Origin of the sequence: Bradyrhizobium canariense (assembly GCF_018130465.1) — a bacterium.
Classification (GTDB): domain Bacteria; phylum Pseudomonadota; class Alphaproteobacteria; order Rhizobiales; family Xanthobacteraceae; genus Bradyrhizobium; species Bradyrhizobium canariense_C.
The window spans coordinates 1-12,464 of sequence record NZ_JAFCKJ010000008.1; the positions used below are offsets into that span (position 1 = coordinate 1).

The 12,464-nt window shown below is 65.8% G+C and carries 13 protein-coding genes; 9 read left to right on the forward strand and 4 right to left on the reverse strand.

Features of this window, described 5'->3' with window-relative positions:
* Positions 1 to 469: 469 nt before the first annotated feature.
* Entirely contained in the window at positions 470 to 1,183 is a 714-nt protein-coding gene (locus JQ591_RS20985) for a DUF599 domain-containing protein (protein WP_211397904.1), read from the reverse strand.
* Between the two features lie 125 nt (positions 1,184 to 1,308).
* On the opposite strand from JQ591_RS20985, the gene JQ591_RS20990 reads away from it, so the two are divergent.
* From JQ591_RS20990 to JQ591_RS21010, 5 genes are all read left to right on the forward strand, one after another.
* Positions 1,309 to 1,971 (forward strand): glutathione S-transferase family protein, encoded by a 663-nt coding sequence (locus JQ591_RS20990; RefSeq protein WP_211397905.1) that lies wholly within the window; start codon positions 1,309 to 1,311, stop codon positions 1,969 to 1,971.
* Positions 1,972 to 2,059: 88 nt separating this feature from the next.
* Entirely contained in the window at positions 2,060 to 2,428 is a 369-nt protein-coding gene (locus JQ591_RS20995; RefSeq protein WP_211397906.1) for a YidB family protein, read from the forward strand.
* 177 nt (positions 2,429 to 2,605) lie between these two features.
* Positions 2,606 to 2,809, forward strand: a complete 204-nt coding sequence (locus JQ591_RS21000; RefSeq protein ID WP_007611353.1) for a hypothetical protein — start codon at positions 2,606 to 2,608, stop codon at positions 2,807 to 2,809.
* Positions 2,810 to 2,968: 159 nt separating this feature from the next.
* On the forward strand, positions 2,969 to 3,943 hold the full coding sequence (locus JQ591_RS21005; protein ID WP_211397907.1) for a hypothetical protein: 975 nt from the start codon (positions 2,969 to 2,971) through the stop codon (positions 3,941 to 3,943).
* 42 nt (positions 3,944 to 3,985) lie between these two features.
* Positions 3,986 to 4,426 carry a DUF1489 family protein gene (locus JQ591_RS21010; protein ID WP_211397908.1) on the forward strand — a complete coding sequence of 147 codons (441 nt, stop codon included), beginning with the start codon at positions 3,986 to 3,988 and terminating at the stop codon, positions 4,424 to 4,426.
* A gap of 3 nt (positions 4,427 to 4,429) precedes the next feature.
* Here JQ591_RS21010 and JQ591_RS21015 read toward each other — a convergent pair whose 3' ends face one another.
* Both JQ591_RS21015 and panC read right to left on the reverse strand, forming a co-directional pair.
* Positions 4,430 to 5,182 (reverse strand): hypothetical protein, encoded by a 753-nt coding sequence (locus tag JQ591_RS21015; protein ID WP_211397909.1) that lies wholly within the window; start codon positions 5,180 to 5,182, stop codon positions 4,430 to 4,432.
* 75 nt (positions 5,183 to 5,257) lie between these two features.
* Complete coding sequence (gene panC / locus JQ591_RS21020) at positions 5,258 to 6,109, reverse strand: pantoate--beta-alanine ligase (protein WP_211397910.1); 852 nt, start codon at positions 6,107 to 6,109, stop codon at positions 5,258 to 5,260.
* Positions 6,110 to 6,390: 281 nt separating this feature from the next.
* Between panC and JQ591_RS21025 the strand changes: the two genes are divergently transcribed.
* The 4 genes from JQ591_RS21025 (at position 6,391) to JQ591_RS21040 (ending at position 10,182) form a co-directional block, all read left to right on the forward strand.
* The gene (locus tag JQ591_RS21025) at positions 6,391 to 7,314 is read left to right on the forward strand and encodes a division plane positioning ATPase MipZ (RefSeq protein ID WP_007603231.1); all 924 of its coding nucleotides are present in this window, start codon (positions 6,391 to 6,393) and stop codon (positions 7,312 to 7,314) included.
* A gap of 344 nt (positions 7,315 to 7,658) precedes the next feature.
* Positions 7,659 to 8,519, forward strand: a complete 861-nt coding sequence (locus tag JQ591_RS21030; protein ID WP_211397911.1) for an alpha/beta fold hydrolase — start codon at positions 7,659 to 7,661, stop codon at positions 8,517 to 8,519.
* Positions 8,520 to 8,639: 120 nt separating this feature from the next.
* Entirely contained in the window at positions 8,640 to 9,389 is a 750-nt protein-coding gene (locus JQ591_RS21035) for a VWA domain-containing protein (RefSeq protein ID WP_211397912.1), read from the forward strand.
* A 67-nt stretch (positions 9,390 to 9,456) separates the two neighbouring features.
* A complete protein-coding gene (locus JQ591_RS21040; protein ID WP_211397913.1) occupies positions 9,457 to 10,182 on the forward strand; it encodes a DnaJ domain-containing protein in 726 nt (241 codons plus the stop codon).
* A gap of 223 nt (positions 10,183 to 10,405) precedes the next feature.
* On the opposite strand, the gene JQ591_RS21045 is transcribed toward JQ591_RS21040, so the two are convergent.
* Positions 10,406 to 12,256 (reverse strand): D-alanyl-D-alanine carboxypeptidase, encoded by a 1,851-nt coding sequence (locus tag JQ591_RS21045; RefSeq protein ID WP_211397914.1) that lies wholly within the window; start codon positions 12,254 to 12,256, stop codon positions 10,406 to 10,408.
* Between the last annotated feature and the right edge of the window lie 208 nt (positions 12,257 to 12,464).

Here is a 12,464-nt window from a genome sequence, read left to right on the forward strand (position 1 = left end):
GTCCAACCATCGCGCAGGGAAGGCCGAGTGATTGGCTACACCTGTATGCTGCTGTGCGGTTTTTCTGCGTGTGCTTTTCGCGCAGCGGACCGCGGGTGCCAGCCGGCACCCGGCCTTCCCTGCGCCCTCTTGGATGAGAGGGCGGAGCGACCATGCAAAGCTCGGGCGAATTGCGCCGCGAGGATGCGAAGGTATGTCTGCGGTTTGGAATATGCATCGGAGGACGGCGATGCCGCCCCTTGCTCGCAACGACGATGTGGAGACTACGAACGCGTTTCTCTCACCGTCACCCTGAGGTGCGCGCCCTGCGGCGCAGTCGCAGGGCAAGCCTCGAAGGGCGACGGCCCGGCTGCATCTCGGCCGCGCATCCTTCGAGGCTCCGCTTGCGATGCTTTCGCATCACAAGCTTCGCACCTCAGGATGACGGAACGGATTTTCTGTTGTTGCGCTCGCAATGAGGATATCGAGATCAATGACCGCGCTTCATCACGTCGCCATCCACCACTTCCGGGGCCATCGCAGCCCACGCGCTCGACGCGAATTGCCGTCGCCAGGTCACGATCACCACGGCTGCCGTGGTCACGAACAACACCCAGGGGCTGACGAACCAGCCGAGATAGCCGAGTGCGAAGAAGAAGGCGCGCTGGCCGCGGTTGAAATGGCGGCCGGCGGATTCGAACAGGCGCGAGGTGCGGATAACGTGGGCTTCGGCCTCGGGCGTGCCACGCAGCGAGGCCGGCGGCATGCCGCCGAACAGGATCGCGACATAGTTGAACAGGCGATACGACCAGGCGAATTTGAAGAACGCGTAGACGCAGATCAGGACGAGGCCGACGCATTTCAGCTCCCACAGCGCGGGCGAGGGGCTGAGGTCGATCGGCAGCTTGCCCAGAATCGCAATGGCGTCGTTGGTCGCGTGCAGCAGCGCCAGCGCGCCGCCGAGCGCGATCAGGCTGGTGGAGGCGAAAAAGGCGGTGCCGTTCTGCAGCGAGGCCATGATCTGCATGTCGACCATGCGCGCGTCGCGGTCGAGCAGCCGGCGCACCCACACCTCGCGGTAGCGGTTCATGCGCGCCGACAGGCTGTCGCGGCCATAGGCCGAATGCTCCAGCGTCAGCGCGTAGACCAGCCATTCGATGATGAAGAAGCCGACCGCGGTGATGTCGACCCAATGCCTGCTCATGTCCGTCTCCTGGCGAGGATCGCAAACGATTGCCACGCATGGCGAGGTGCGGCAACGATTGATTGGCGGCAGGCGATGGCGTTAAAAGCAGCTCGTTTCAAGACGTCTCGGGAAGGACTGATGACATGGCTGCGCTGAAACTCGCAATCGGCAACAAGAACTACTCGTCATGGTCGATGCGGCCCTGGCTCGCGCTGCGCGCCAACGACATCCCGTTCGTGGAGACCCTGATCCCGCTCTATACCGACAATCCCGCGGACAAGGAGCAGATCATCTCGTTCAGCCGCGCCGGCAAGGTGCCGGTGCTGGTCGACGGCGACATCACGGTGTGGGATTCGCTGAGCATCATCGAACATCTCGCCGAGCGCTACCCGGAAGTGAAGCTGTGGCCGGACGACGCCGCCGCCCGCGCCCATGCCCGTTCCGTGTGCGCCGAGATGCATTCCGGCTTCATGGCCCTGCGCAACGAATGCGGCATGAACCTGCACCGCCCGGTGCGCCCCGTGACGCTGTCGGCGGACGCCGAGGCCAATGTCGCGCGCGTGCAGGAGATCTGGCGCGAGTGCCGGATCCGGTATGGCGCCAATGGACCGTTCCTGTTCGGGCGCTTCGGCGCGGCGGATGCGATGTATGCCCCGGTGGTGCACCGCTTCCGCACCTACGCGATCGAGGTCACGCCGGAGACCAAGGCCTACATGGACACGATGCTGGCGCTGCCGGCGTTCCAGGAATGGACCCGGGACGGGCTCGCCGAAACGCTTGTCATCGAAAAGTTCGAGAACGTGTAGTCGCGAATGTGATTGAGCGCGGCTTGACGGCACGCCGCATGGCGGCGCTCAATCGTGGCGGAGCTACGGCCTAGGAGAGGGCACAGTCATGGGAATCCTGGACTCGCTGGAGAACAACCCGGCGCTGCGGAGCGCGCTCGGCCAGCTCGGCGCAGCCGTGTTGCCGGCCGTGCTGAACGAGGTGCTCGGCAGCAACAATCAGGGCGGCCTCGGCGCGATCGTCGCAAAACTCCAGCAGGCGGGGTTCGGTGACCAGGTCAAATCCTGGCTCGGCAACGGCCAGAACCTGCCGATCTCGGCCGACCAGCTCCGCAGCGTGCTCGGCAGCGATACCGTCCGCCAATTGGCTGCGCGCTACAACATCCCGGTCGACCAGCTGGGCCAGATTCTGGCCCAGGAACTGCCCAAGGCCGTGGATCACGCCAGCCCCGACGGCCATTTGCCCCATAGCGCCTGAGGAACCGGTTCCAGCGGTATCTCTGGCCGGCCCCATCACTCTGAAATAACTGCAAAATTGGCACGTTTGCCATGCTGCATACTGCTGGCCAAAAAGGCAGGCCGCATGCTATATAGCGCCGGGTTTCCGGCCGGCCGACGCAGTGGGACCATGGGCGTGGCAGGCGTTGTTTGAGTGATGGAGAGGGTGTTGAAGCACAAATTCCCTATTGGCGCGCGCGTATTGTTCACGGCCAGCAACGTCGCACGCCCCGCTGCCAGCGGCTCGTATGAGGTCATCCGCCTCCTGCCGACGGATGGTGACGACTGCCAGTACCGGATCAAGAGCTCGACCGAAGCCTTCGAACGCGTCGCCAAGGAAAGCCAGCTCGCGCTGTCCTGAAGGCCGACGCTATCCGCGCATTGGCGCGTCCCCGGGGAATTGTATCCTGCTGCCGTCAAAAGGCCCGCTTCACCTTCACAAGGTGGGCCGGGGGCAGTTGCCGACTCTCGGTGCTCGCTTTGACCATTCGCTCTCTGCTCGCGTGAGGGGACGTCGCGCATGAACTGGGCATGGGCCTCGTCGCTCGACCAAATCTGGCGCTCGCCGGCCTTTCCAGTGTGGATGACGCTGGCGGCTGCCGGCTTCTTCGGACTGATCCTCCTGGTCACGCTGCTGCGCGCCGAGAGGTCGGTCGCCAACGGCGCGCTGACCGTCATTTCACTGCTCGCCATTGCCATGGCGCTGGCTGCCAATGTGCGCGTCGATGGACCGGCGGGGTACGCCACGCCGACCGAGGCGCGCGCGCAGGCCGCGGTCATCGCGAGCCTGCCGGCGCTGTCCTGTCTCGACGATCTCGCCGGCGATGCCGTGGCCATCGGCTGCGAGAAGGCGCTGTTCGGCGCGCCCGACGCGGCGGCTGCGGCCGTCTCCACCACCGCGGCCAGGATCGACCGGCTGATGGCGCTCGGCGATGCCGCGACCGCCGAGAAGAACCTGACGCTCGACATCAAGGTGCTGCGCAGATCGCTGGAGCGTGATCGCTACGGTCTGGTCGCGCAGGTGCTGGTCGCGCGCGACGGCTGCACGCAGTTCGACTGTGCGGCCTTCCGCTCGCTGACCGATCAGCAGCAGGTCGCCGCCAACATGGATTCCCATCTCTACGACACGCTGGTCGCGCGCTACGCGCCGACCTGGAATACGCCTGCAGCGGCGCAATCGTTGCCGGCCACCGCCGCGCTTGCCGGACTGCCGCCGTCGATGCCGACGGGCAAGCCGACCGCTGCGGAGTTCCCGAGTGCCTCGTCGACGCCGCCAATCAGCATCATGAATCCGGAGCCGCCCACGCGCCAGGCGGCGCCCGCCGCAAACGCAGCGGCCGCGCCGGCTCCGCGCGCCCCGGCAGCGGCTTCGGCACAGGCCGCAGCTCCCGCCGCGAAGAAGCCGCCTGCGCCGAAGGCTGCGCGGGCGCCGGCGGCAGCACCGGTTCCGCTCGCGCCGCCGGCCGCGGCTCCCCCGGCTGCGGATAACGAGTAGATCGGCATTCCAAATCCGTGGCTGCCCGGCTAATGCTTGGGCATGCCACTACATCTGATCAAGCTCGCCGTCGGCTGCGAATCCGTCAAGGAATTGAAGGAGTGGACCGCCGAACGGATGCGGACCGCCAAGAAAAAGGGTCTGCCGCAACACCACATCCACATTACCCGCATGGTGCCCAAGCGCGACGCCGAGATTCTGTCGGGCGGGTCGCTCTATTGGGTGATCAAGGGCGAGGTCGCCGCGCGCGAAAAGATCATCGGCATCGAGCCGTTCCGCGACAAGGACGGCATCGGACGCTGCCGGATCGTGATGCAGCCGAAGGTGATCCCGGTGTCGCCGCGGCCGATGCGCCCGTTCCAGGGCTGGCGCTATCTTGCCGACGATTCCGTGCCGCCCGATCTCGGCAAGTCCGCCGCCGGCTCTATCGCGGCGATGCCGGAGCCGATGCGGCGCGAGCTGCGCGATCTCGGGCTGTTGTAGTCGCTATTCCCGGGGCGTCACGATGTGCATCCGCGCCCAGTCGGACGACGGTATGACGATGGGCCGCCCGCCTTCGCCGATGCCATCCACGATGTCGACGAGATCGGGCGCGATGCCCATCTCGTGCAGATATTTTCGGTGCTGCTCGCCAAAATACTCCGTCAGGCTCTCGCGCTGCGCAGCCGGGATGTTGGCCGCGAGCCGGTTCCGGACGGAGCGGCCGCTCAGCACCACCTTCGCGGCCTGCGGCAGGCTGCGATGCACGCCGCCCGCCAGCGCGAGCACGCAGGCGAAATCGCAAATCAGATCCGACACCGACAACTTCGCATCGAGCGGTCCGCCCGGACGCTTCAGCGTGAAGCATTCGGCGTCCGGTTTCCCGACGCAGGCTGCGACCTCGGTCGTCCCGGCCGTGGCGTCGAGGCCGCGGTCGCGCAGGATGCGGCCGAGGCTGCTCGCGACCTTGAGATTGGATACGCCCCAGCTATGGATCACGACGGGCAGCTTGCGCCCGGCCTGACGGTCGAGGATCGCGATCAGCCGCTTGTAGCTGTCCCACTGCACAGCCCCTTCGGCGGCAATCCAGTCGGAACACCCCGGTCCGCAGGAATCGGCCGTGCCATGGGCGACGTAGAAGATCATGGCGTCGGGCGGCGAGCCGAAGACACCGATCGGCGGACGCTGCTGTGCCTGCACGGCGCCTGCGGCGACAAGCGCCAGCACGCCGCTCACGATCCTCGCGCTGGTGGATGACATGCCCTGCCGGTCGGCCCGTTTCCTCGCGCCGATCATCCATCCGGGCGAGCAAAGGCGCAAGATCAACCTTAGCGGTTACACCGCGATATTGTCGATCAGCCGGGTCGTGCCGAGCTTGGCCGCGACCAGGATTCGCAAGGGGCCGTCCTTGCGCGAGGTGACAGGCGCCAGGGTCGCTGCATGGCGCACCTCGAAATAGTCGAGCTCAAAGCCGGCCGCCGTGATCATCGCGGCACCGCGCGTCATTGCGGCCGCGACCGCTTCGCCGCTGCGGATGCGCCCGGCGCTCTCCTTCATGGCGCGGTACAGCGTGGTTGCGGTCTGCCGCTCCTGTGGCGACAGGTAGACGTTGCGCGAGGACATCGCGAGCCCGTCGCGCTCGCGCACGGTGCGGGAACCGATCACCTTGACGCCGAGGTCGAGGTCGCGGGCCATCTGCGCCACCACCCGCAACTGCTGAAAATCCTTCTCGCCGAAGATCGCGACATCCGGCCGGCACTGCGTGAACAGCTTGCCGACGACGGTGGCGACGCCGCCGAAGAAATGCGGGCGGAAGCGGTCCTCGAGGCCGGCCAGCGCCGGTCCCTCCGGCACGATGCGGGTCGCAAAGCCTTCCGGATACATGGCCTCGGCGCCGGGGTGCCAGACGATATCGACGTCCTCGGCGGCGAGCTTGGCGAGATCGGCCTTCCAGGTTCGCGGATAGGCGCCAAAATCCTCGGTCGGAGCGAACTGGGTCGGGTTGACGAAGATCGACACCACGACGCGGCTCGCGCGCCGCTTGGCCAGGCGCACCAGCGACACATGGCCGTCATGGAGCGCTCCCATGGTCGGGACCAGCGCGATCGTGGCCTTTCGCTTGCGAAGATTGTCGACGGCGCGTCGCAAGGTGGGGACCGTGCGGGCGATCAAGGGGCTGCGTGACATCAGAACTCGACGGGTTGGGAATCGGCGGGCGCGTCCCGGCGCCCGGCAGGCTAACCTTAACAAGCGGCGATCGTGGACGCCATGCATCCGGATGCGGCACAGCATCCCGCGCAAAGCCACGCAGCAGGTCGCGACATTGTGGGCTGGATCACAGACGCAAAGTGGCGCAGCGATTCATGATGAAGGACGGCACGTCGCGATTTGTATTGCCTGTCACGCATTTCACTTGACCGCAGACGCGGCCAACTCGAAGATATTCGTTAGGGGTGTTGAGGATCGCGATGCTTGTGCAAGCTAGCCAAGGCCAGTCCGGCTCGGCGCATGTGGTCGTGCTCGGCAACGAGAAGGGCGGCTCCGGCAAGTCGACCACCGCCCTGCACATCGCAGTCGCGCTTCTGAAAGCCGGCCAGCGCGTCGCCACCATCGATCTCGACTGCCGCCAGCAGAGCTTTACTCACTACATCAACAACCGTTCCGCCTGGGCGCGCCGCACCAAACTCGACCTCGAACTGCCGCTGCATCGCTGCATCAAGCTCGGCGAGACCATGCAGGTCGCCGAGAACGAGAATTCGGAGTTCCTTCAGTTCATGGAGGCGGTCTCGGCGGTCGAGAGCAGTTTCGACTTCATCGTCATCGATACGCCCGGCACCGACAGCTACCTGATGCGGCTCGCGCACTCGATGGCCGACACGCTGGTGACCCCGATCAACGACAGCTTCCTCGATTTCGATGTGCTCGGCACCGTCGATCCCGCCAACTACGCGGTGACGGGCGAGAGCCACTACGCCGAGATGGTGCGGGATGTCAGGCGCAAGCGCCGCCAGCTCGACGGCGCGACCACCGACTGGATCGTCGTGCGCAACCGCCTGTCGATGCTCGGCTCCCGCAACAAGCAGCTCGTTGCCGAGGGATTGAAGGATTTGTCGCTGCGGCTCGGCTTCCGCTATGTCGACGGCTTCGCCGAACGCGTCGTCTATCGCGAGTTCTTCCCGCGCGGCCTGACCGCGCTGGACGAGATCGACGAGGCCACGCTCGGCATGCGGCCCAATCTCGGCCATCTCACCGCGCGGGAGGAGGTGACGAGCCTGCTCCGCCAGCTCAAGCTCCCCCTCGACGAGCGCGGACGCCGCCGCGCGGCCAACCGCGCCGAGTGGTTCAATCAGGTCGACAAGCCGCTCGAGGTTCACGACATCCTCGGCGCTTGAGGCAGCGGTATATCGCTACTTCCAGCCGATCAAAGCGGCCGGTCTCCGTGGGAACCGAGCCTGCGCTCGGCCGTTTTCATCCTGCGTTTACTGCAAAAGTGAACCCGATCGAGACAGGTTGCGTCGGATGGTGACGTGCACCCTGACGTAGCCGTATGAAAGCGGAATGCCCAAGAAACGTGTGCGCCGCACAATGAAAGGGCTGCCAGTTCACAATATTTGGCCTTCCTGTCACGCGGCTGTGACATATATTAGGGAATAGGCGACCAGGGGCCGAAGAGCTCCGGAAGAACACGATTTTCAACAGGGATTCAGGCCGCAAGAGCCTGAGGCTGAGGACGAAAATGAAGCGTGGAATTGCCGTTCTGGTTTCGGTCAGTGCCCTCTGCGGCGTCGCCTATTTCACGGCGAGCAAGTGGGCAATCAGGCACGAGACCATCACCTTCTACGATGCCTCGCGCGACAACCGTGCGGTGCCCGTCGACATCGCGATCCGTCGTGACAAGGAAATGCAGGCCAATGCCGGCATGATCACGATGCCGGTCGCCGTGATCAACCACGGCAACACCGTCAAGAACACCGAGTACGGCTTCCTCGCCAACATTTTCGCTGCGCGCGGCTACCTCGTCGTCAGCCCGCAGCATGATTTGCCGACCGATCCTCCGATGGTGACCAAGCCCGGCGAGATCTATGTCGGCCGGCTGCCGCAGATCCTGCGCGGCGTCGCCAACATCCATCTCGCCATGCAGGAGATGAAGAAGGTTCAGCCCAACGCCGACTACGACAAGGTGACGATGGTCGGTCACTCCATGGGCGGCGACATCACGATGTATTTCGCCAAGCAGTATCCGGATGAGGTCAAGAAGGTCGTCACGCTCGACAATCTTCGCGTGCCCTTCGTCACCGCCGGCAAGTTCAAGATCCTGTCGTTCCGCTCCACCGATCCGCAGTTCAAGGCCGACGCGGGCGTGATTCCGACCGACGAGGAATGCGAGAAGGCCGGCATCCAGGTCGTGAAGACCGAATTCCAGCACAACGACATGCGCGACACCGGTCCGGACGCCGCCAAGAACTCGATCCAGGGCATGCTCGACAAGTTCCTGAGCGCGACCGACAGCGAAGTGGGGCCGGTCGACACGCAATCCTCCCCGCCCAAGATTCTCGAGCCCGGGCCGGTCGCTTTGATGGCGCCTGCCAAGAGCTGACGTCTCCCTCGTCGTCGGTACCGATTTTCAAAGCCTCCGCCGGCTTCCGCCTGCGGGGGCTTTGCACATTGACCGGGCTGCACGCGCTGACCACATTAGCCGCTCACGCAGGGTCAAGGGATGTCGGGCGAACCCATCAAACCGCGCGGCCGCGATGCCGTCTCGGCGCAACCAGGCGGCGCGGTGCCGCAGGCGGGGACCTCGACCTCGGAGGACATCGCCGCCTTCGTCGCAAACGCGCGCGCGCTGTCACCGCATGCTCCCGGTGCAAAGGGGAGGCTGATCTTCGCGCTGGATGCGACGATGAGCCGGCAGCCGACCTGGGACATGGCCTGCGCGCTTCAGGCCGACATGTTCCGCGAGACCGCCGCGCTCGGCAGTCTCGACATCCGGCTCGTCTACTATCGCGGCTTCAACGAGTGCCGCGCCACGGGATGGATCTCCGACAGCGCCAGGCTTGCGGCGCTGATGAGCAAGATCGATTGCCGTGGCGGCGACACCCAGATCGGCAAGGTGCTGAGCGAGGCGCGGCGCGAGGCGGTCGCATCCGGCGTGCGCGCCGTTGTCTTCGTCGGCGACGCCATGGAGGAGAACGTCGACGAGCTCTGCGCCAAGGCCGGCGAGCTCGGCATGCTCAAGGTGCCTGTGTTCGTATTTCAGGAAGGCCACGACGCGGTGGCTGAGCAGGCCTTTCGCGAGATCGCGCGCCTGACCGGCGGTGCCTGGTGCCGGTTCGATCCGGGCGCCGCGGCGCAGTTGCGCGAGCTGTTGCGCGCAGCCGCGGCTTATGCGGCCGGCGGACGCGAGGCGCTGTTGCAATTGGCGAAGACCGCCGGTGGCGCGGCCAGGCTGATCGGCCAGATGAAGTAGCGCTGGCGCGGTCTGCGGGGGACAAGGATACGATGCTTTTTGACGATAGGCCGACTATATTCCGGCCATGACCCTGATTGCCGGTGCTATCGCCGTTATCACCCTTTATTTGCTGCTCCAGATGTTCCGTTCGGCCAATCCGGCCGTGCTGGCACGCGCGATCAGGTTCGGTGGCGGCGTGGTGGCGCTGGCTGTCGCAGCGTTCACGGGCTTGCGGGGCGAACTGGTGGTGGCGATCCCGCTCGGGATATTCGGCGCCGGGCTCCTGGGCTGGACACCGCTGGCAAACGCCGGCCTCGGCAATATCGGCGGGCTGTTCGGCGGAGGCGCGACGCGCCCGGCCGGTCAGACCTCGCGCGTGCGCTCGCCATTCCTGGATATGCGGCTCGATCACGATTCTGGCCAGCTCGGAGGCCGGATCGTCGCCGGGCCTCACGCCGGGCGCGATCTCGATGAGTTCGATCTCGCAGCCCTGCTGGCAATGGTCCCGGCGTTCGACGCCGAGAGCGTGGCCCTACTTGAAAGCTATCTGGACCGCCGGTTTCCCGCTTGGCGTCAGAACGCGCAGGGCGACGCGGCAGGGGGGCAGCGCCGCACGGTGGCGAGCGGCAAAATGACGACGGAGGAGGCCTATCAGATCCTTGGCCTGCAGCCGGGGGCGGGGCGTGACGACATCAGCCGTGCTCACAAGTCCCTGATGAAGAAACTGCATCCCGACCAGGGGGGCTCGACGTATCTCGCTGCCCGTGTAAACGAGGCCAAGGATACTCTGCTTCGCACGCATAACGGCTAACTCCGGCACCACGCTACAAACGCTCGTCCCGTGTGAGCCCCGCTCGCTCTGTTTGCCGTCGCCCCGATGCCCGCCATTGTCGGCGTGGTCGATCCCTTGCGTAAAGTTTTAACCGTAAATCCTTGACGAGAGGTTGTCGTGGAACAGCCTCGTCGGTCACCGCGTCCCGAAAATGAAAATGCCCGCGCAAGGCGCGGGCATTTTGGTTGGAGCGGTGCGAAATTCAGTTGCGGACGGTCATGCAGGAGATATCGGCGCGCTTGAGGGCGCGGCAGACGGCTTCGGCCTGGTCGCGGTCGAGCCCGGCGAAGCGGGCGCGGTAGAGCTTGCGATTGTCTTTCGCGACGACCGGCTCGGTGAACGGGTCGGCCTTGCTGAGCAGGCCGCGGGCCGAGCTGCGCGCCGCGTCGATGCGCTGCTGGGCTTCATTCTCGCTCTCGAGCGCGCCGACCTGGACGATCCAGCCGCTGTGGGTGACGACCGGCCTGGTGGTGGCGCTCATCTGGATCGGCTGCAGCGTCGGGTCGGCTGAGGCGAGCTTCGCTGCGGCCGGGGCGGGTGCTGCGGCGGTTGCGGCCGGCAATACGCCGAGGATGCCGTTGCCGGTGCCGAAGCCCGCCGGCTGCCGCGGCAGCTCGGTACGGGCGATCTCGGCCTTCGGCGCTTCCGGTTGGCTGGCGATCTCGGGCCTGTTGATGAGGTCTGCGCGGGCGACGACGGCACCGGAGGTTTCGGCGACGTCGGAGCGGGGCGCAATCGTGCTCGTGACCTGCGGTGCGATCTGAGCCGGGGCGGCGGAGGCGACCTTCACCGCGCCGGCCTTGACCTGGACGGTCTTGACCCGGACCGGCTTCATCGGCTCGGACGAGCCGGGGATGATCGAGAGCGGCTGGCTCGAGATCACGCCATTGGTAAGCGGCGCAGGCTCGATCTTGGATTCAGTCGGCCGAACTTCAGGCTTGTTGGCTTCGGATCTGGGCTGAGCCGGCGGCACCGCGGCGGTCGCAGCCGCAAGCGTCGACAGCCGCGCGGCGAGACGCGACGGGGCTGCTTCGGGGGCAGGAGCGGCCGCAGCCTGGACCTGCGGAGCGGAGCGGGCCGCCGTATCCGACGCATCGGCGACCTCGGCAGCGGCGTCGGAGACGTTGCGCTCGGTGACCGCGGCGACGGTGTGGGTGGTCGCGCCCTTGTCGAGGTTCTCCGCGAGCAGGTTGCGCATGATGGCGTCGCGCGAGCCGCCGCTGCGGCCGCCCAGCACCACGCCGATCAGGTGGCGGTTGCCGCGGCGCATCGAGGTCACGAGATTGAAGCCGGAGGCGCGGGTGTAGCCGGTCTTGATGCCGTCCACGCCCTCGACATTGCCGAGCAGATGATTGTGGTTCCGGATCGACTGTCCGCGCCAGTTGAACGTCGAGGTCGCGAAATAGCGATAGTAGCGCGGGAAGCGCTCCTGGATGGCGCGGCCGAGCGTGGCCTGGTCGCGCGCGGTCGTGACCTGCTCGTCGTTGGGAAGGCCGTTGGCGTTGCGGTAAACCGTTTTGGACATGCCGAGCGAACGCGCCTTGCGCGTCATCATCTGGGCGAAGTCGTCCTCGTCGCCGCCAATCGCTTCCGCGATCACAACGGCTGCGTCGTTGGCGGAGCGGGTGACGAGGCCCTTGATCGCGTCCTCGACGCGAATGGTCTGGCCGGCACGCAGGTTCAGCTTGGTCGGATCCTGATCGGCGGCGTGCTGCGACACCGGCATCTCGGTGTCGAGCTTCATCTTGCCGGACTCGAGGCGCTCGAACAGCAGATAGAGCGTCATGATCTTGGTCAGCGAGGCGGGATGGCGGATCCCGTCGGGACTCGTTGCCTGAAGCACGGAGCCGGAATTGCCGTCGACGATGATCGACGCGAATTTCGGGCTGGAACTCTCGGACACATCGCGCTGCACGCGGTGGTGCGCGTAGTGACGCCGGTGGCGCCGCGCCTCGGCAGCATCGGTGGTGAAGATGACTGCAGTGGTGACCGTAAGAAGCCCAAAAACGCCAACCCGCGCCAAGCGCGAGGAAGACAAGTTTTTACGAAGCATGAAACCCCGTCCCCGTTTCTGACTTGATCACCGGCTCGTGAGGCAAAATTGTGCCCAACGGACCCGGGATCATTACCTGCTCAAGCTGCCCCTCCGCAGGTGTCCGCCGCGGGGGACGTTGGGCCCGAGCCGCTGTTCTGGCTAAGGTGATGTTCTCCAACGGCTTTTGGCCGCTTGTGGAAGTTGAACACGTCCAGGGAATCAAGGT